The sequence below is a fragment of the Streptomyces sp. NPDC001549 genome (assembly GCF_042894025.1).
Lineage (GTDB): Bacteria > Actinomycetota > Actinomycetes > Streptomycetales > Streptomycetaceae > Streptomyces > Streptomyces kutzneri.
The window spans coordinates 1-19,215 of record NZ_JBIAVJ010000022.1 but is presented as its reverse complement, the minus strand read 5'-3'; the positions used below and the strand labels follow the sequence as shown (position 1 = coordinate 19,215).

At 70.4% G+C, this 19,215-nt stretch carries 17 protein-coding genes, 1 rRNA gene and 1 riboswitch; of the genes, 3 read left to right on the top strand and 15 right to left on the bottom strand.

Annotation, left to right across the window (positions count from 1 at the left end; all coding sequences use genetic code 11):
• Positions 1-53: 53 nt before the first annotated feature.
• The 3 genes from ACFY04_RS30075 to ACFY04_RS30065 all read right to left on the bottom strand — a co-directional run bounded on the left by ACFY04_RS30075 (position 54) and on the right by ACFY04_RS30065 (position 3,482).
• Positions 54-803, bottom strand: coding sequence for a hypothetical protein (locus ACFY04_RS30075; protein ID WP_389121478.1), 750 nt, complete (start codon positions 801-803; stop codon positions 54-56).
• Between the two features lie 87 nt (positions 804-890).
• Positions 891-1,730 carry a CPBP family intramembrane glutamic endopeptidase gene (locus ACFY04_RS30070; RefSeq protein ID WP_382546538.1) on the bottom strand — a complete coding sequence of 280 codons (840 nt, stop codon included), beginning with the start codon at positions 1,728-1,730 and terminating at the stop codon, positions 891-893.
• A gap of 219 nt (positions 1,731-1,949) precedes the next feature.
• A complete protein-coding gene (locus ACFY04_RS30065) occupies positions 1,950-3,482 on the bottom strand; it encodes a glutamate-cysteine ligase family protein (protein ID WP_389121476.1) in 1,533 nt (510 codons plus the stop codon).
• 487 nt (positions 3,483-3,969) lie between these two features.
• Here ACFY04_RS30065 and ACFY04_RS30060 point away from each other — a divergent pair, with 487 nt between their 5' ends.
• Together ACFY04_RS30060 and ACFY04_RS30055 are read left to right on the top strand one after the other, a co-directional pair.
• On the top strand, positions 3,970-4,590 hold the full coding sequence (locus ACFY04_RS30060) for a hypothetical protein (protein ID WP_389121475.1): 621 nt from the start codon (positions 3,970-3,972) through the stop codon (positions 4,588-4,590).
• A gap of 261 nt (positions 4,591-4,851) precedes the next feature.
• Positions 4,852-5,040, top strand: coding sequence for a DUF5999 family protein (locus ACFY04_RS30055; protein ID WP_030009772.1), 189 nt, complete (start codon positions 4,852-4,854; stop codon positions 5,038-5,040).
• A gap of 138 nt (positions 5,041-5,178) precedes the next feature.
• Here the strand turns inward: ACFY04_RS30055 and gcvP are convergent, their stop codons facing one another.
• Positions 5,179-8,064 carry an aminomethyl-transferring glycine dehydrogenase gene (gene gcvP / locus ACFY04_RS30050; protein WP_389121472.1) on the bottom strand — a complete coding sequence of 962 codons (2,886 nt, stop codon included), beginning with the start codon at positions 8,062-8,064 and terminating at the stop codon, positions 5,179-5,181.
• A 195-nt stretch (positions 8,065-8,259) separates the two neighbouring features.
• Positions 8,260-8,358, bottom strand: a riboswitch (glycine riboswitch).
• Positions 8,359-8,470: 112 nt separating this feature from the next.
• On the opposite strand from gcvP, the gene ACFY04_RS30045 reads away from it, so the two are divergent.
• On the top strand, positions 8,471-8,836 hold the full coding sequence (locus tag ACFY04_RS30045; protein WP_052873034.1) for a PRC-barrel domain-containing protein: 366 nt from the start codon (positions 8,471-8,473) through the stop codon (positions 8,834-8,836).
• Here the strand turns inward: ACFY04_RS30045 and ACFY04_RS30040 are convergent.
• The 11 genes from ACFY04_RS30040 to rrf all read right to left on the bottom strand — a co-directional run.
• Complete coding sequence (locus tag ACFY04_RS30040; protein WP_389121469.1) at positions 8,833-10,296, bottom strand: DNA polymerase IV; 1,464 nt, start codon at positions 10,294-10,296, stop codon at positions 8,833-8,835. The genes ACFY04_RS30045 and ACFY04_RS30040 overlap by 4 nt on opposite strands.
• A 43-nt stretch (positions 10,297-10,339) precedes the next feature.
• Positions 10,340-10,978: a MerR family transcriptional regulator gene (locus ACFY04_RS30035; RefSeq protein WP_389121467.1), complete on the bottom strand. Its 639-nt coding sequence runs from the start codon at positions 10,976-10,978 to the stop codon at positions 10,340-10,342.
• Between the two features lie 180 nt (positions 10,979-11,158).
• Positions 11,159-11,632, bottom strand: a complete 474-nt coding sequence (locus ACFY04_RS30030) for a bifunctional nuclease family protein (RefSeq protein WP_030009777.1) — start codon at positions 11,630-11,632, stop codon at positions 11,159-11,161.
• A gap of 51 nt (positions 11,633-11,683) precedes the next feature.
• The gene (locus ACFY04_RS30025) at positions 11,684-12,457 is read right to left on the bottom strand and encodes a MerR family transcriptional regulator (RefSeq protein ID WP_389121465.1); all 774 of its coding nucleotides are present in this window, start codon (positions 12,455-12,457) and stop codon (positions 11,684-11,686) included.
• A gap of 19 nt (positions 12,458-12,476) precedes the next feature.
• A complete protein-coding gene (locus tag ACFY04_RS30020) occupies positions 12,477-13,424 on the bottom strand; it encodes an FHA domain-containing protein (protein WP_301374854.1) in 948 nt (315 codons plus the stop codon).
• Between the two features lie 85 nt (positions 13,425-13,509).
• A complete protein-coding gene (locus tag ACFY04_RS30015) occupies positions 13,510-14,445 on the bottom strand; it encodes a DUF881 domain-containing protein (protein ID WP_389121462.1) in 936 nt (311 codons plus the stop codon).
• Between the two features lie 5 nt (positions 14,446-14,450).
• Positions 14,451-14,783, bottom strand: a complete 333-nt coding sequence (locus tag ACFY04_RS30010) for a small basic family protein (protein WP_030010496.1) — start codon at positions 14,781-14,783, stop codon at positions 14,451-14,453.
• Complete coding sequence (locus ACFY04_RS30005; RefSeq protein ID WP_314251318.1) at positions 14,780-15,688, bottom strand: DUF881 domain-containing protein; 909 nt, start codon at positions 15,686-15,688, stop codon at positions 14,780-14,782. The genes ACFY04_RS30010 and ACFY04_RS30005 overlap by 4 nt, the downstream gene beginning before the upstream one ends.
• Positions 15,689-15,798: 110 nt before the next feature.
• Entirely contained in the window at positions 15,799-18,294 is a 2,496-nt protein-coding gene (locus ACFY04_RS30000) for a sugar phosphate nucleotidyltransferase (RefSeq protein WP_389121460.1), read from the bottom strand.
• A gap of 100 nt (positions 18,295-18,394) precedes the next feature.
• A complete protein-coding gene (locus ACFY04_RS29995; protein ID WP_327261436.1) occupies positions 18,395-18,985 on the bottom strand; it encodes a CDP-alcohol phosphatidyltransferase family protein in 591 nt (196 codons plus the stop codon).
• Positions 18,986-19,122: 137 nt separating this feature from the next.
• Positions 19,123-19,215, bottom strand: a 5S ribosomal RNA gene (rrf, locus tag ACFY04_RS29990); the annotation flags it as partial.

Here is a 19,215-nt window from a genome sequence, read left to right as displayed (position 1 = left end):
CGGACCCGGGCCGGGCACGGACCCGGGCACGGGCCGGGCGTCCGCGGGCCGGCTCAGCCCGCGGACCCACCCCCGTCGGCCGTACCGTCCCGCTCCCCGTCGCCCTTCCCCCCGACGTCCCCCTTCGACCGCGCCTTCGCATCCGCCTTCGCGCGTGCGGCACTGCGCCGCTTCTCCTCCTGCTCCACCCAGGCCGCCGAGTCGATCCGCTTGCGGTAGACCTGCCCCGGCTCCGCCGCGCCCAGGTGCACCGTCCATCCCCACAGGCCGGCCGACACGAGGAACAGGACGCCCGCCACCCCCAGGTAGGAGGCGATCTCCTCGGACTCCGAGACGCCTTCCTCGTGCATGAAGCCGGGTACGCCGGCGATGAGCGCGTTCACCCACCACGCGAGCGCCACGTTGAACAGGACGAGGGAGACCCAGTAGGCGACCCGCATGCTCTTCGCCGGGCCGCTCAGTTCCCCCAGCAGCAGGAGGCGCCGCAGCGAGACCGGCCCCGTCCGGTGGCGGCCGCCCGTGTTCTTCTTGGCCCGGCGCACCGACGCGTAGCACTCGTCCAGCCAGCGCCCCGGCTCCGGGTCCGGCGGCGGGGAGTCGGTCGGCGCCAGCTGCTTGGCCTGGATCCAGCCCATGAGGAACTGGATCTCCAGCTGGGCCTTCTCCAGTCGCCTGCGGTAGTGGTGGTCGGTGCTGCGCGCCTCGCGGCGGTCCCGGATGAGGAGGCTGATGCCGCCCACCAGCCCGGTGACCACGGGCACGAAGAAGGGCGCGAACGGTACCAGGGTGTCCAAAAGAGCCACCGGGCGCGCCTCCTCACTCGCCCCAGGGTCGCACCGCTCCGGCGTCCGCCACTGCCCGGAAGGTCCGATCGGGTGGGCCGCCCCGGGTCACGGCGTCGGCAGCCAGCCCACCTTGCCCGCGAGCAGGGCGTACCCGCCGAAGGCCACGATGTCGAGGAGCGCGTGGGCGACGACGAGCGGTCCCACCCGGCCCCAGCGCCGGTAGGCGAGGACGAAGACGACGCCCATCACCACGTTGCCGATGAAGCCGCCGATGCCCTGGTAGAGGTGGTACGAGCCGCGCAGCACCGAGCTGGCCAGCAGCGCGGCCATCGGCGACCAGCCCAGCTGGCCGAGCCGGCGCAGCAGGTAGGCCAGCACGATGACCTCCTCCACCACGGCGTTCTGCAGCGCGGAGAGGATCAGTACGGGGAACTTCCACCACACGTCGGGCAGCGCCTCCGGCACCACCGTGAGGTTGAATCCGGTGGCCCGGGCGCCCAGGTAGAAGGCCAGCCCGGCGCTTCCGATCCCGGCCGCGACGAGGGCCCCCCGGCCCAGGTCCCACCAGGGCCGGGTGCGGTCGAAGCCCAGCACCCGGAGCCCGGGGGCGCCCTCACGGGTCAGCAGGTGCGCCACCAGCAGTACGGGCACCAGGGCGCTCGCGATGCCGAACAGCTGCCAGGCGAGGTCCAGCCAGGGCCGGCCCGGGGCGTAGGAGCCGTTGAGCGTGGCCGCCTGGTCCTTGAGACCGCCGGGCTTGGTGAGCGACCCGATGAAGCTGATCAGCGCCGAGACCCCGCTCGCGCCCAGCGACAGCGCGAGGACGAGCAGCGTCTCGGTGCGCAGCAGGCTCCGCCGCCCGTCCTCGTCCAGTTCCACGAACACCGGCTCCGGCTCCGTCCGCACGCCCGACTCCGTCCTGCCATCCCGTTGCGACCACCCCATACTGCCTCCTCACGGGACCGCGAGGATCACTGCGGGGCCTGCACCGGGATCACCGGAGGGCGACGGGCGGACGTCGGATGACGGCGGATGACGGCGGACGTCGGATGACGGCGGACGGCGGACGGCGGACGGCGGACGGCGGACGGCGACGGGCGGCGGGCGGGCCCGGGGGGCGGGCCCGGCGGGCGGGCGGGTGGGGGCGGCCCGCCCCGCGGCCGGTCAGCGCACGACGGGCGCCGGGACGCTCACCTCCTCCGTCAGCCCGACCGGCCAGGTGTGCACCGGGTCGCCCTTGTGCATCAGCTCGGTGTACCGCCGGGTCGTCGCGGCCAGCGCCTCGTCCCGTTCCCGTCCGGCGGCGAGCGCCCGGTGGTAGGTGTCCACCTGCCAGGTCGCCCCGTTCACCCGGCGCCGGCAGCGCTCCTCGATGATGCCGAGGTAGTGGTCCCGGTCCGCGGGCTCGATGCCCCAGGCGTCCAGCCCCGCCGCCGCCATCGGCAGCAGCTCGTCCAGGACCAGCCGCACGGCGGGCACGCTCGCCAGCCCCCCGGCCCGGCCCCGGCGCGGCCACCGCAGCCGCGCGTCGATCCCGTACCGGCAGGCCGCGTCGAAGTTCGCCTCCGCCTCGGCGAAGGGCAGCCGGGTCCACACCGGGCGCGGTTCGTCCGCGAGGGTGCGTACGAGCCCGTAGTAGAAGGCGGCATTGGCGACGACGTCGGCGACCGTCGGCCCGGCCGGCAGCACCCGGTTCTCCACCCGCAGGTGCGGCACCCCGTCGGCGACCCCGTACACGGGCCGGTTCCACCGGTAGACGGTGCCGTTGTGCAGCACCAGTTCCTGCAGCCCCGGTACCCCGCCCTCGGCGAGCACCCGCAGCGGCTCCTCCTCGTCGCATATCGGCAACAGGGCGGGGAAGTAGCGGACGTTCTCGGCGAAGAGCTCGTACGCCGAGTCCACCCACCGCTCCCCGAACCAGGTGCGCGGCCGCACGCCCTGGGCCTGGAGCTCGGGCGGCCGGGTGTCGGTGGCCTGCGTGAACAGCGGCGGCCGCGACTCCCGCCACAGCTCGCGCCCGAACAGGAAGGGCGAGTTGGCGCCGACGGCTATCTGCACCGCGGCCACCGCCTGCGCCGCGTTCCACACCGCCGAGAACCGGGCCGGGGTCACCTGCAGATGCAGTTGTACGGAGGTGCAGGCGGCCTCCGGCACGATCGACCCGGAGGTCCAGATCAGCCGTTCGACGCCGTCGATGTCGAGCGTGAAGTCCTCCCCGCGCATCATCAGGATCTGCTCGTTGAGCAGCGAGTAGCGGTCCACCGCCGAAAGGTTCGCGGTGACCAGGTCCGCGCGGGTGATCGTCGGCAGAATACCGATCATCACCACTCCGGCGTCGATCTCCGCGGCCTGCCGGTGGGCATAGCCCAGCCCCGCGCTGAGTTCCTCGGCGAGCTGGTCGAAAACCCGGCCGCCGAGCCGGTGCGGAAGGACGTTCACCTCCAGATTGAACATTCCCAGCTCGGTCTGGAAATCGGGGCTCGCAATCCGCTCCAGCACCTGCGCATTCAGCATTCTCGGCAACCCGTCGGCACCCGCGAGATTCAGCTCGATCTCCAGTCCCATCATGTTCTTCGGGCGATCGAACCTCTTCTCCGCCAGGAGCCGCTCCAGTCCCTCCAGACACTCGTGGAGCTTCCTTCGATACCGCTGCCGATCGGACAGGTCGAATCCGCCTGCCACGACCTTCTCCCCCATCGAAGTGTCCCTCCTCGAGTGGGCCTGGCCCAGTACACCCAGGCGCGCGTTACGGTCGATGATGCCCCGGCAGCGTGATCCATAACGCGCGGGGGGCGTGCGTGACGACGAGCGCGCGCCGGTTTGGCCGAAGGGCGCTTCGGCACATTCACGTGGCAAGTCGCGGTATGCAAATTCCGCTTAGACTTTGCCTCGTTCGGATAACCGACGCTTTCCAGCCGAGCCCCCGTCCGGTAACCTCCGAGGTCAGCGCGACATGTTCGCGCGCATCCGGCATGAATGCCATGTCAGCGGGTCCGGTAAGCGCCTTGCCGGCAATAGGCGGGACAGCTAGCCGAAACACTGCGTGAACACATGTCGTATAAACTCCGCAAACGAGGCAGAGAGTTGGCGCGCGGCCATTGCCCCTCGGCCCCCCTCTGGCCCCAGAATGCGAGTCCGCACCTGCCCCCGTTCCACCGGTCTCCCAAGTGAGAGGCGACCCACCATGCCGCTGCATGTCCCTCCGGCTCCCGCGCCCGCCCTGCGCAGCGTCCTCGCGGCACTCGGTTCCCCCACCGCCGTCCACGAGGCGCACACCCCGGCCCTGCGCGCGAACCAGGGGCCGCTGACCGCCGAACTCCCGCTTCCGGTCCACGTCCTCGACCGGCTGGGCATGTCCAACCTCGCGGCCGGCGGCAGGCCGCCGCGTACCCGGCTCACGGGCTGGCGGTTCCTGATCCGCAGCGGGGACCGCTACATCGCGGCGGCCGACACCCGGCTGACTCACGACGGCTGGGTCTTCTCCCATTTCTTCGAGGGCCCCTATGTCGCGGCCACCGAACGCGCCCTGCGCCAGGCGGAATCCCTCACCACCGGCTACCAGCCGCGGCTGCTGTCGGTTCCGGAGCTCTACATGCTGACCTTGTGGCTGCACGGGGCGGTGGGCGCCGACGCCGCCGCCGGACTGCCGGCCGGCGAGGACCTGCTGGTGCCCCTCGCCCCGGCCCCGCCCGGCATCGCCGCGTACCGGCCGCATCCGGTCTCCGAGCTGCTGCCCGTACTGACCCGCCGGCTGACCCCGGCGCCGACGGCGGCGCCTCCCTCCCTGGCCGCGCCCGCCGCCTGACCCAAATCACCCATTCGGCCTAGTCCACCCGGGCCACTTGCGAACCATCCGAAATGACAGGGGAGTTGGCCTGAACCGCCCGCACGAGTGATGCGTCATCAATCTGTGAGGACAGCTGCCGGGAAATACCTGCGAAGCGGCTGTCATGGGGGAAGACTGATGACACTCTCCCCGCGGGTGCGGGGATGACCCAGGGGGACGGCCATGAATCACGCATCGAGCCGTAGCACACAGACCACACCGCAGCGAAAGAACGCATCCATGTGCCAGCACCAGCCAGCCTGCCCGTCAGCCGAATCCGCCGACCGGGAGGCCGCGCGCCCGGTGGCCAACCACCCGGAGCAGGGCTGGAGCCTGCTGTGCAATGGCGTCCTGCTCTTCGAGGACACCGGCGAACTGCTGCCGGACGGCCAGATCATCGCCCCGCACCGCCCGCTCGCGGCGGCCTAGGCCACCAGGGCCCAGGCGATCGAGCGGTCCGGCCGACCGTAGCGAACGACGAAGGGGCCGGTCAGGGAGACTCTCCCGGACCGGCCCCTTGTTCATGTCGTACGACCGTCATACGGCGGTCGTACGACACGGAACACCTCAGGCGTCGTACTCGTCCAGCGGCGGGCAGGAGCACACCAGGTTCCGGTCACCGAACGCACCGTCGATGCGGCGCACCGGCGGCCAGTACTTCTCGGCGGCCGTGACCCCGCCCGGGAAGACGGCCTCGTCCCGGGTGTACGGGTGGTTCCACTCGCCGCCCAGCGCCGCAGCGGTGTGCGGGGAGTTCGCCAGCGGGTTGTCGTCCACCGGCCACTCGCCGCCCGCGACCCGCTCGATCTCGCCGCGGATGGCGATCATCGCGTCGCAGAAGCGGTCGATCTCGGCGAGGTCCTCGGACTCCGTCGGCTCGATCATCAGCGTGCCGGCGACCGGGAAGGACATGGTCGGCGCGTGGAAGCCGTAGTCGATCAGACGCTTGGCGATGTCGTCCACGCTCACGCCCGTGGCCTTCGACAGCGGCCGCAGGTCGATGATGCACTCGTGCGCGACCAGGTTGCCCGGGCCGGTGTAGAGCACCGGGTAGTGCGGCTCCAGACGCTTGGCGATGTAGTTGGCACCGAGCACCGCCACCTGGGTGGCGCGCTTGAGGCCCTCGCCGCCCATCAGGCGCACGTACGACCACGAGATCGGCAGGATGCCCGCCGAACCCCACGGAGCGGCCGAGATCGGGCCGACGCCCGTCTCCGGGCCAGCGGTCGGCTGGAGCGGGTGGTTCGGCAGGTACGGGGCCAGGTGCGCCCGGACACCGACCGGGCCGACGCCCGGACCGCCGCCGCCGTGCGGGATGCAGAAGGTCTTGTGCAGGTTCAGGTGCGAGACGTCGCCGCCGAAGTGACCCGGCTTGGCCAGGCCCACCAGGGCGTTCAGGTTGGCACCGTCGACGTAGACCTGGCCGCCGGCCTCGTGCACCTGGGCGCAGATGTCGGCAACGTGCTCCTCGAACACACCGTGCGTCGAGGGGTACGTGATCATCAGCACGGCGAGCTCGTCGCGGTGCTGCTCGATCTTGGCGCGCAGGTCGGCCGCGTCCACCTCGCCGTCGTCGGCGGTCTTGACGACGACGACCTTCATGCCGGCCATCACGGCGCTGGCGGCGTTGGTGCCGTGCGCGGAGGACGGGATCAGGCAGACGGTGCGCTGCTCGTCGCCGTTCGCCCGGTGATAGGCGCGGACGGCCAGCAGGCCGGCGAGCTCACCCTGGGAGCCGGCGTTCGGCTGGATGGAGACCTTGTCGTAGCCGGTCACCTCGCAGAGACGTTCCTCCAGCTCGTTGATGAGCGTGAGGTAGCCCTCGGCCTGCTCCACCGGCGCGAAGGGGTGCAGCTGACCGAATTCGGGCCAGGTCACCGGCTCCATCTCGGTGGTCGCGTTGAGCTTCATGGTGCAGGAGCCCAGCGGGATCATGCCGCGGTCCAGCGCGTAGTCCTTGTCCGAGAGCTTGCGCAGGTAGCGCAGCATCGCGGTCTCGGAGCGGTGCTGGTGGAAGACCGGGTGCGTCAGGTACGCGTCCGAGCGCAGCAGGCTCTCGGGCAGCGTGTCGGCCGTGGTCGCGTCCAGCGCCGCAATGTCTGCGGTGACACCGAAGGCGGCCCAGACGGCCTCGATGTCGGCGCGCAGGGTGGTCTCGTCACAGGCGACGGAGACGAGGTCGGCGTCGACCTGGAACAGGTTGACCCCGCCCTCGCGGGCGGCGGCGGCGACCTCGGCGGCACGGCCCGGCACGCGGGCGGTGATCGTGTCGAAGTACGAGCCGTGCACGATCTCGACCCCGCCGGCCGTCAGACCGGCGGCGAGCAGGGTGGCGTAGCGGTGGGTACGGCTCGCGATCGTCCGCAGGCCGTCCGGGCCGTGGTAGACGGCGTACATGCCGGCCATGACGGCGAGCAGCACCTGCGCGGTACAGATGTTGCTGGTGGCCTTCTCACGGCGGATGTGCTGCTCACGGGTCTGCAGCGCGAGGCGGTAGGCCTTGTTGCCGTCCGCGTCCACGGAGACGCCGACGAGGCGGCCGGGCAGGGAGCGGGCGTGCTTGTCCTGGACGGCCATGTAACCGGCGTGCGGTCCGCCGAAGCCCATCGGGACGCCGAAGCGCTGGGTGGTGCCGACGGCGATGTCCGCGCCGAGCGCACCCGGGGAGGTGAGCAGGGTCAGCGCGAGCAGGTCCGCGGCGACGGCGACGACGGCGCCGAGCTCGTGCGCCTGGTCGATGACGGGCTTGATGTCCCGGACGGCACCGGAGGCACCCGGGTACTGGACCAGGACACCGTAGATGCCGCGCTCGGCGATCTCGGCCGGGATTCCGGCGGACAGGTCGGCGACGACGACCTCGATGCCGATCGGCTCGGCGCGGGTCTCGATGACGGCGATGGTCTGCGGCAGCGCGTCGGCGTCCACCAGGAAGAGGTTGCCCTTGGACTTGCCCACGCGGCGGGCCAGGGTCATGGCCTCGGCCGCCGCGGTGCCCTCGTCGAGCAGCGAGGCGCCCGAGGTCGGCAGCCCGGTCAGCTCGGCGACGACCGTCTGGAAGTTCAGGAGTGCTTCGAGGCGGCCCTGGGAGATCTCCGGCTGGTAGGGCGTGTACGCCGTGTACCAGGCCGGGTTCTCCATGACGTTGCGGAGGATCACCGGCGGCGTGAAGGTCCCGTAGTAGCCGAGACCGATCATCGGCGAGAGGACCTGGTTGCGGTCGGCGAGCGAGCGCAGCTCGGCCAGCACCTCGGCCTCGGTGCGCGCCTCGGGCAGGTCGAGCGCCTCGGCGGTCTTGATCACATCCGGGACCGCGGCAGCGGTCAGTTCGTCCAGGGAGCCGTAGCCCACCTGGGCGAGCATCTTCGCCTGCGCCTCGGCATCCGGGCCGATGTGGCGCTGTTCGAAGGGGATGCCTCGCTCCAGCTGGGAGAGCGGAATGCGGTTGGCGGTCATGTACGGAGGCCTCCTGGTCGTATGACCTGCGAGGGGCACCACGGCGCTGGCACCCGGACGGCCTCCCCCTCTGTCATCTGCACCTGAGAGTTTCACCGGAGTCACGGGGGTCTCCCGAGAGTTCCGGCTTTCACCGTCGGTGAGGAGGGGGACCGGCACTGCGCGCCCGGTACCCGCCCTGCTTTCCAGAGTGGCCTCGTCCGTGCGGTACGTATGCCTGAGAGATTCCGGGGAGGATTTGCTCCTTCGGCGCCTCCGTCTTGTTCACTCGGAGGACTCTCCCGCACAGGGTCGACAGCCGTTCACCAGGGTACCAGCGAGGATCTGGACCCTCCCCGAGTGGCCTCCGCTGCGGATATGCACTTCTGTAGTCATTACGGAGCAGTTGCGACCTTTTGGAGGGACCGTGCAGACCGACATCGATCCGCGCAGCCTGATCGGCCGCAAGGCGTTCGACCGCAATGGCACCAAGATCGGCACGATCGACGAGGTCTACCTCGACGATGCCACGGGCGTCCCGGAGTGGGCCGCGGTCCGGACGGGGCTCTTCAGCCGGGACGCCTTCGTCCCGCTGGAGCCGAGCGAGCTGGTGGGTGACACCCTGCGGGTGCCCTTCGAACGCGCCCTCATCAGGGACGCCCCGGACTTCGGTGTCGGGCGCCACCTCTCCCCCGAACAGGAGCTGCAGCTCTACCACCACTACGGACTGGACACGACCCTGCCGTCGGACTTCCACCGCGACTTCGGCCGCCTGGCGGGCGACGAGAGCTAGTCCGTCTCCTTCGGATCTTGCCGATCCGGGCCGTCCCCCACCAGCGGCAGCGGATCGGACGGCTCCAGCTCGGGGTCGTCCACCCGGAAGGTCCGCACCCGGCCGGGCTCCGATCCGGGCTGCTCGAACCGCACGGTCACCCGCCCGACCCCGCTGCCCTGCACCCATCCGGGCCCGTACACGGCATGCCGTACGTCGCTCCCGGCCGTCCAGCGCCGTTCGGGGGCCGGCTCCGGATCCCCGGGCGGCCCAGCGGCCTCCTGGGCACCCTCGGCCGCCGCCTCGGCGGCACCGGCCGCCACCGCTTCCCCTCCGGCCCCGTCCGTCCTGTCCATGCCGTCAGCCCCGTCCGAGCCGTCAGTCCCGCCCGCCCCGTCCGGCTCAGCGGCGAGCGACTGCGCGAACAGGTCCTCCTGTGTGTAGTCCGCCAGCCCGCTCACCCCCACTCCCAGCAGCCGCACCCCGCCCGTGGTGTCCACGCCCTCCAGCAGCCGCGCCGCCGCCTCCCGCACCACCGCCGGGTCGTCCGTGGGCCCCCGCAGGGTCTCGGACCGGGTCAGCGTGGAGAAGTCGTACCGCCTCACCTTGAGCACGATCGTGCGCCCCGAGTGCCCCGAGCCCCGCAGCCGCTGCACGCACCGGTCCGCGAGCCGCTGCACCTCGCCGCGGATCCGTACCCGATCGTGCAGGTCCACGTCGAAGGTGTCCTCGACCGACACCGACTTCGCGTCCCGCTCCGCGACCACCGGCCGGTCGTCCAGCCCGAGCGCCATCCGGTACAGCCCGGCACCGGCCGCGCGGCCGACCATCCGGACCAGCTCGTCCTCCCCGGCCTCCGCCAGCTCCCCCACGGTGGTGATCCCGGCCCGGCGCAGGTGCTCGCCCGTGGCCGGCCCCACCCCGGGCAGCGTCCGTACCGACATCGGCGCGAGCAGCTCGCGCTCGGTCCCCGGCTCGATCAGCAGCAGTCCGGCCGGCTTGGCCTCCTCGGAGGCCACCTTGGCCAGCATCTTCGACCCGGCCAGCCCCACCGACCCGCTGAGCCCCGTGGCGGCCCGGATGTCGGCCCGCAGCCGCTCCCCCGTCTCCCGCGCGCTGCGCGAGTCGAAGGCCACCCCGCCCGCCTCCAGGTCCACGAAGGCCTCGTCCAGGCTCAGGGGCTCCACCAGGGGCGACAGTTCCCGCAGCATGGCCATCACCACGTCGCTGACCTGCCGGTAGAGGCTGAAGCGGGGGATCAGGTACGCGCCGTTCGGGCAGAGCCGCCGCGCCTGCCCCATCGGCATCGCGGAGTGCACCCCGAACCGCCTGGCCTCGTACGAGGCCGTGGCGACGACCCCGCGCGGCCCGAGGCCGCCGACGATGACGGCCTTGCCCCGCAGACTCGGCTTCGACGCCTGCTCCACGGAGGCGTAGAAGGCGTCCATGTCCAGGTGCAGGATGGTCGGCGCGGCTCTCACAGCCCGATGCTGCCCTACGCCACTGACAATGCCCCGGCCCGGGTCAGACGGCCCGGTTGCGGCGGGCGGCCAGCTCGTCCGTCGGGTTGTGCCGCACCAGGGTCTCGCCGGTGTCCACGCGCTCCCCGTGCAGCTGCGACAGCGCGCTCTCGACGTCGCGCCACACCACGCCCACGGCGATGCCGAAAACGCCCTGCCCGCCCTGGAGCAGGCTCACGACCTGGTCCGGGGAGGTGCACTCGTACACGGTGGCGCCGTCGCTCATCAGAGTCATCCGTTCGAGGTCCGAGAACCCGCGGTCCTGCAGGTGCTGGACCGCCGTGCGGATGTTCTGCAGCGCCACCCCGGTGTCGAGGAAGCGCTTGACGATCTTGAGGACCACGACGTCGCGGAAGCTGTAGAGCCGCTGCGTCCCGGCCCCGTAGGCGGCCCGCACGCTGGGCTCCACCAGCCCGGTCCGGGCCCAGTAGTCGAGCTGCCGGTAGGTGATGCCGGCCGCGGCGCAGGCCGTCGGCCCGCGGTATCCGATCTGCTCGGGCTCCGGGTCTGCGCCCACCGGTCCGACCGGCGTCGACTCCGGCTGACGGCGCGCGGACCCGACCGCACCGCCGCGCAGCGGGTACGGCCCAGCCTCACTCCGTGCGGGGGTGCCCCCGGTCGTACCGTCGCCCGTGATCCTCACGCCGACCCTCCGTCCTTGACCTGCCCACCTTGAAGGTAGGCAGTCACCAGGGGTGCGTCAACGATCGCCACACTCGGCACGCCGAGTGATAATCACCCTGAGAGTGGTTTCCCGTATCCCTTTACGGGGAAAGGCTAATCGAATGGCCTGAAGATCCCCGAGGACGACGCGGCCGACACCTCACTGCGGGCCGGTGCCGAAGTCCTCCGGTGAGATCTGGTCGAGGAACTCGCGGAACTTCTCCACCTCGTCCTCCTGCTCGTCCGGAATGGCGATTCCGGCGTCGTCCAGCACGCCGTCACTGCCGTAGATCGGCGTCCCCGTCCGCAGGGCGAGGGCTATGGCGTCGGAAGGACGCGCACTCACCTCGACCCCGCTGGCGAAGACGAGCTCCGCGTAGAAGACGCCCTCCCGCAGATCCGTGATCCGGACCTCGGTGAGCTCCTCGCCGATCGCCTCCAGCACGTCCTTGAACAGGTCGTGCGTCAGCGGTCGGGCAGGGGCCATCCCCTGCTGCGCGAAGGCAATGGCGGTCGCCTCCCCTGGACCGATCCAGATGGGGAGGTACCGGTCGCCTCCCACTTCACGCAGGAGCACGATCGGTTGGTTGGAGGGCATTTCCACCCGGACACCCACAACGTCGAGCTCGTTCACACAGCAACCCTAGGACCTGCTCGGCAGGTTTGGGTAGTCGGGCCCCCCACCTCAGGGCAGCCGGACCCCGAGAGCGGTCTGTACGAGCGCCTCGTGGAGCCGTACGGAAAGCCCCGCGAGCTCCTTCAGGGTGGCCTCCGCATGAGTCCTGGTCTGTGGATTGCGATGCCTGCGCAGCGGTGCCACGACCTGCTCCACCAGCCCCGCCTCGCGGTCCGCTGCGGCCTTCATCGCACGCAGGTGCCGCGGCTCCAGCCCGAACCGGCCCAGGTCGGCCACCAGCCGGGCCACCGTGACCGCCCCGGCGTCGAATCCGCCGTCCGTGCCCTCGGCCAGCAGCCCGTACGACTCCCACTCGACCAGCTGTACCTCGTCCACCCCGGCGGCCGCGAGCAGCTCGGCCCGGCCCACCCGGGCCACGGTGGGCCGCTCCCGCCCCACTTCGCCGTAGACGGCCGCCGGTCCGGCGGGATCGGCGGAGTCCCCGTGCGCGGTGGGCCCCGGGATGCGGATCTGCTCCCCGCGTGCGAGCGCGTCGAGCTGCTCGCGGATGACCTTGAGCGGCAGGTAGTGGTCACGCTGCAGCCGCAGGATCCGAGCCAGCCGCTCCACGTCGTCGGTGCTGAACTTGCGGTATCCCGAAGGTGTGCGCCGGGGCTCGACGAGCCCCTCCGCCTCCAGAAAACGGATCTTCGAGATGGTGACTTCGGGGAACTCGTCACGCAGCGTGGTGAGCACCGTGCCGATGCTCACCAGCCGCCCGGCCGGGCCGGCGGTGCCGGCGGCGCCACTTCGCGGGGCACCGCCGGTCGGGGTACGCAGCATGGAACCTTCCCTAAAAGGGTCAGATGCCCCGCAGGCTCGCGTAGAAGACCAGCCGGTACTTGCCGATCTGCACCTCGTCGCCGTTCTGCAGGGCGACGGAGTCGATCGGTTCACGGTTCACGTACGTGCCGTTGAGGCTGCCGACATCGGCGACGGTGAAGCCGCCCTCCTGGCTCCTGCGGAACTCGACATGGCGCCGGGAGACGGTGACGTCGTCCAGGAAGATGTCGCTCTGCGGGTGGCGGCCGGCCGTGGTCAGCTCACCGTCCAGCAGGAAACGGCTTCCGGAGTTGGGACCGCGCCGCACGATGAGCAGAGCGGAACCGGGGGGCAGCGCTTCCACCGCGGCCTGCGCCTCGGGGGACAGCGAGGAGGACGACACGTGCGGTTGTCCCGACACCTCGGCCTCGTAGGCCTCGAGGCCCGAGATCGAGATCGTGGACGTGGTCTCCGAGGCACGCTCCGGCGTCAGACCCGCCCGCAGCGGCGCACCGCAGTTCGAGCAGAACCGACTGGCCGCATCGCTGCGGTGTCCGCACCTGCTGCAAATCTGCTCGGCCGACATGGACGGCTCCTCGCGCCGCGGATGCCCCGCGGATGCATTGGTGGCATACGGGTCGGGGGCAAACCCTCCACCCGCACTTGAGGTTGATGGTTCACCGAAACCTATGCGTCCGGTACCAGCAGGGTCAACAGCCGACGCGCCGGGGGCGCCGGAAACATCACCCGCTCCGGCGACCTCGTCGCGGAAGAGCGGCCGGTCGCCCTGCCCTTCCACGTCCCCGTGCCCGGCGCGGTGCCGTGCCGCGCCGCCTTCCTCACGGTTCTTCTTGCCGAACAACTTCTCAAACAACTTCACGGGCGATTCCCCTTGACCTAAACAGACCCGCCCGTGGGGCAGGACGAACTCCGAATGCAGACACCTGCCGACCCGGACATTCTCACAACGTCCGTAACCACCAGACAGTTTCCACCACGCACCGCGACTTCGGTGCGCCGACCCCCCGCAGGCATCCGCCCGCGTGGGACGCTCCACTCATCACTCCGATTCATCACGATGACGACCGAGCGTAGTCAGGCTGCTTCGCAGCCCGCAAGGCATCCACAACGATCTTCGCCGACCGTGTGACGGCGACGGTGGCCTGCTCCTTCTCCAGCGTCTGGACGACACCGCCCGGAATGTTCAGCGCGGGCTCCAGATCCTGGGGCTTGCCGATCACCCTGAACTCATAGGGTTGTGTGATCTTCTTACCGTCGATGGCGACCCCGCCGTTCTCGTCCGAGAAGTACGAGCCCGCCACGATGCGCACCCCGTTGATCTGGATCGCCTCGGCCCCCGCCGCCCGCAGCTCCTGAAGCGTGTCCAGCAGCTGGTCGGACTGCACCTGACCGGTGGGATCCGTGATCTTCAGCGTGATGCCCGGCCCCTGGGCTGCCACCGTACCGGCCAGGATGCCGAGTTGGCGTTCCTTCTCGATGGTCTGCTTGCGGGCCTCCTCGGCCTGGTTGGAGCTGTTCTCCAGCTCCTTGCGCTGGTCCTCCAGCTGCTGCTTCTCGTCCTCCAGGCGCTTGGTCCGCCCGTCGAGCTCGTCGAGGATCCGTACGAGGTCCTCCTGACGGGCCCCGCGCAGCGCGCTGGAGTCGCTGTTGGAGCGGACTTGGATCGCCAGCCCCAGCCCCAGGACGAACAGCAGCAGCGCCACGATCAGTTGGGCCCGGCTCACCCGCGGCGGCCACAGCCCGGCCGCGAGCCGCTGGCGGCCGGTCTCCTCCGGCTGCCCCGGAGCCTCCTCGGCCGGCTCCGACGGCTCCGCCGACGGCGAGGGCTGCGCGGGCTGCGGCGCCTGCGGGGGCTCCGAAGACTGCGGCGGCCGCACGGACTCCGGAGCCTGCTGGGGCTCGGGAGACTTCGGAGGCTCGGGAGACTTCGGGGGCTCCGGCGGACGGCCCGCGCCCCCCGGCTCCTCGGGGCTGTCGTTCGTACGCATCGGCCTCACGCCCGGAACACGTGCCGGCGGATGGCCGCGGCGTTGGAGAAGATGCGGATACCGAGGACCACGACCACACCCGTGGACAGCTGCGAGCCGACGCCGAGCTTGTCACCGAGGAAGACGATCAGCGCGGCCACGACCACGTTCGACAGGAACGACACCACGAAGACCTTGTCCACGAAGATGCCGTCCAGCATCGCGCGGAGGCCGCCGAACACCGCGTCCAGCGCCGCCACCACGGCGATCGGCAGATATGGCTCCACCACGGCCGGCACTTCGGGCCGGACCAGAAGTCCGGCCACCACTCCGGCCAAGAGGCCCAGTACCGCGATCACGATGCACCCTTCTGCTGCTCTGCCGGTGTAGCTGTACGTACGGTCAGGCTCGACGCGGCCGGCAGCCGCAGGTCGTCCGCCGGGGACAGGGCGTAACGGATCCCGTAGCTCTCCTGCAGCACGTGCAGGTACTGTCCGTCCGCCGAGTCCTGGAAGGCCGTGCCGAGCCGCTTCTTGTCCCCCACCGCCAGCACTTCGTACGGCGGCACCAGCGGCCTGTTGTCAACCAGTATCGCGTCACCCGCGGCTCTGATCGCCGACAGTTCCGTCAGCCGCTGCCCGTTGATGGAGATGGCCTCCGCCCCGGACTGCCAGAGCCCGTTGACGATCTTCTGCATGTCCCGGTCGCGGAGCCGGCCGGTGTCCGAGAAACCGGAGCTCTCGCGCGGTTTGCCACCGCCGCCCGACGAAGCGCCCTTCGCGTCGTCCACCACCAGCTTGATCCCCGGCCCGCGGACCTCCGTGGCACCCGCCAGCAGGGCCACGAGCTCGCCCTGGCCCCCGCCGGGCTGCTTCAGCGCCGCACGCTGGCGCGCCGCGACATCGGTCCTGAGGCGGTCGACGTCACGCTCCAGGCCGTGCGCGCGGTCATCCGCCCGCTCCACCCGGTCGATCAGTTCCTGACGCTCCTTGGCCAGCACCGGCGCGGCTATCCGCGCCTCGGCCGCACCGAGCGTGACGACCATGGCGGTCACGACGAGCCCGGCCGCGAGTCCCAGTTTGGCCTTGAGGGTCCGCGGCAGACCCGCCGTACCCTCCGCCTCGCGCCGGGCCGCGGCTTCCGCGTAGCCCTCGTCGAGACTGTGGTCCATCACGTGCGTCAGCAGCGACATGGAAGCGTCCGGGCGCGCGGGCACAGGTGACGCCGGAGTCCGGTTGTGGGGCGGCTGCGACATGCCGCACATCGTCGCATGTCGGCAGCGCAGTCACCCAATGCGTCCATCCGGTGGTCCGGGCCGATACTCTCCGCACCCGGACCACCGGACTTCCGCCTACGTCATCGCACGCCCGGCACTCACTGTCCGGCGCCCTCCACGACGGCCGCCCACTCGTCGAGCAGGGCTTGCGCGGTGCCGTCGTCGGGCCCCTCGGCCCACAGGTGGGTGACCGCTTCCGCCGGGTCCGGCAGGACCAGCGCCCACCGTCCGTCGGCCTCGACCACCCGCACCCCGTCGGTGGTGTCCACCTGCCGGTCGCCGGCCGCCTCCACAACCCGCCGCATGACGAGCCCCTTCACCGCCCACGGCGTCGAAACGTCCCGCCTGAGCACATGGGCCCGCGGAATCCGGGCGTCGATCTGGCTCAGCGTGAGCTGTGTACGCGCCACCAGCCCGAGCAGCTGCACGAAGGCCGCCGAGCCGTCGAAGACGCTGCTGAACTCCGGAACGATGAAACCGCCCCGGCCGTCTCCGCCGAAGATCGTGCTCTCCGCCCGCCCCACCCGGGTCAGGTCGTCGGGCGAGGTCGTCGTCCACTCGACCTGCGTACCGTGGTAGGCCGCCACCTGCTCGGCCACCCTCGTCGTGGTCACCGGCAGCGCGACCTTGCCGCTGCGCTTCTCCGCGGCGACCAGGTCGAGCATCACCAGCAGCGCCCGGTCGTCCTCGATGATCCGCCCGCGCTCGTCCACCAGGGAGATCCGCTCGCCCACCGGGTCGAACCGCACGCCGAAGGCCGCCCGCGCCGAGGCCACGATCTCCCCCAGCCGCACCAGCCCGGCCCGCCGGGACTCCCTGGTCTCCGTCGGCCGGGACTCGTCGAGCCCTGGATTGATCGTCAGCGCGTCCACACCGAGCCGGCCCAGCAAGCTGGGCAGAACGAGCCCCGCGCTTCCGTTCGAGGCGTCCACGACCACCTTGAGCCCGGCGTCGGCGATGCCGGTGGTGTCCACCCGCCGCAGCAGCGAGCCGGTGTAGGCGTCGAAGACACTGCCCGGGAACTGCAGGTCTCCGATCTCCCCGGGGAACGCCCGCCGGTACTCCTGGCGCGCGTACACCCGGTCCAGCTTGCGCTGCCCCTGGAGCGAGAGGTCCGCTCCCCGCTCGTCCAGGAACATGATGTCCACGGAGTCCGGCACACCCGGCGAGGTCCGCAGCACGATCCCGCCGGCGCTGCCGCGCGCGGTCTGCTGCCGCGCCACCGGCAGCGGTACGTTCTCCAGGTCCCGTACGTTGATGGCGCTGGCCTGGAGCGCGGAGATCACGGCCCGCTTGAGCGCCCTGGCGCCTCGCGAGTGGTCACGGGCCGTGGTGACGGTCGCCCCCTTCTTCAGGGTCGTGGCATACGCGCCGGCGAGCCGGACCACCACCTCGGGAGTGATCTCCACGTTCAGGATCCCGGAGACCCCACGCGCGCCGAACAGGTGCGCCTGGCCGCGGGACTCCCAGATCACCGATTCGTTGACGACGGCGCCGGCCTCGATGGTCTTGAAGGGGTAGATCCGTACGTTCCCCTGAACGATCGATTCCTCACCGATGAGGCACTCGTCGCCGATGACGGCCCCGTCCTCGATCCGTGCGGCCCGCATGATGTCGGTGTTCTTGCCGATGACGCAGCCGCGGAGATTGCTGTGGGGCCCGATGTACACGTTGTCGTGGACGACGGCCCGGTGCAGGAAAGCCCCGCTCTTCACGACGACGTTCGACCCGATGACGGTGTGCTCGCGGATCTCGGCGCCGGCTTCGACCTTGGCGTAGTCGCCGATGTACAGCGGCCCGCGCAGCACCGCGTCGGGACTCACCTCGGCCCCTTCGGCAATCCAGACCCCGGGTGAGATCTCGAAGCCGTCCATCTCGACCTGGACCTTGCCCTCGAGCACGTCGGCCTGCGCCTTGACGTAGCTCTCGTGCGTACCGACGTCCTCCCAGTAGCCCTCGGCGACATAGCCGTAGATGGGCCGGCCTTCCTTCATCAGCTGTGGGAAGACATCACCGGACCAGTCGACGGAGACGTCCGGATCCACGTAATTGAAGACCTCGGGCTCCATGACGTAGATGCCGGTGTTGACGGTGTCCGAGAACACCTGCCCCCAGGTCGGCTTCTCCAGGAACCGCTCGACCTTGCCCTCCTCGTCCACGATCGTGATGCCGAATTCCAGCGGGTTCGGCACCCGGGTCAGGCACACCGTGACGAGGGCGCCCTTCTCCTTGTGGAAGCGGATCAGATCGGTGAGGTCGAAGTCGGTGAGCGCATCGCCGGAAATGACGACGAAGGCATCGTCCTTCAGGGCCTCCTCGGCATTCTTCACACTGCCGGCGGTCCCGAGTGGCTTCTCCTCATGGGCGTAGGTGAGCTCCATTCCGAGCTCTTCGCCATCCCCGAAATAGTTCTTGACGAGTGACGCCAGGAACTGCACGGTGACCACGGTCTCGCTGAGCCCATGCCGCTTGAGCAGCCTGAGGACATGCTCCATGATCGGCCGGTTGGCCACCGGCAGGAGCGGCTTGGGCATGCTCGAGGTCATGGGGCGAAGACGCGTGCCCTCGCCACCGGCCATCACGACGGCCTTCATGTCGGAAGAGTCCTCCTTGGGAGACGACAGTCGTGCCGACCCTCACCCGTCTCGGTCGGTGACTCCGCAACTCCTCCGCGTCATCCGGCGCCGGGCGGGCTCAATCGGCCGTGGAGTCAGCCTTCACCAGACGGCGGACTTGAACCACGTAAAGGATTCCTGCCCACCAGTAGAGGGTTGTACCCCATACAGCGAACGCCCATCCGAAAACTGCGGCCAACCAGGCCAACCAGCCGCTTCCGTCACTGAGCAGGAGCAAGGGAAACGCGTACATCAGGTTGAAGGTGGCGGCCTTGCCGAGGAAGTTGACCTGCGGCGGCGGATATCCGTGACGGCGCAGGATCCACACCATGACCAGCAACATCAGCTCGCGCGCGAGCAACGCTCCGGTGAGCCACAGCGGCAGAAGCTCGCGATAAGTCAGACCGAAGAGCGTCGACAGGATGTAGAGCCGGTCCGCGGCAGGATCGAGCAGCCGGCCGAGCTTGCTGATCTGATTCCAGCGCCGTGCGAGCTTCCCGTCGAGGTAGTCGCTGATCCCGCTGAGCATGAGGACGGCCAGGGCCCACCCGTCGTACTCCGCGAGGATGAGCCACAAGAACAGGGGCACGCCGGCCAGGCGAGCCATGCTCAGGATGTTCGGAATGGTGAAAATTCGGTCAGTCTGAACCCGAGTCTCCTGGACCTCCACCCGGGGGCCTCCACTGTGACTGTAGAAATCGGTCGTTCGATGCCCCCTGACCCTACAGGAGTCCGCACACGTGTCCTGAACGCAGAAAAGCCCCGCACCGAGCCCGTAAGGGCTGGTGCGGGGCTTCCGCAATGATTGTTCGGCGGCGTCCTACTCTCCCACAGGGTCCCCCCTGCAGTACCATCGGCGCTGAAAGGCTTAGCTTCCGGGTTCGGAATGTAACCGGGCGT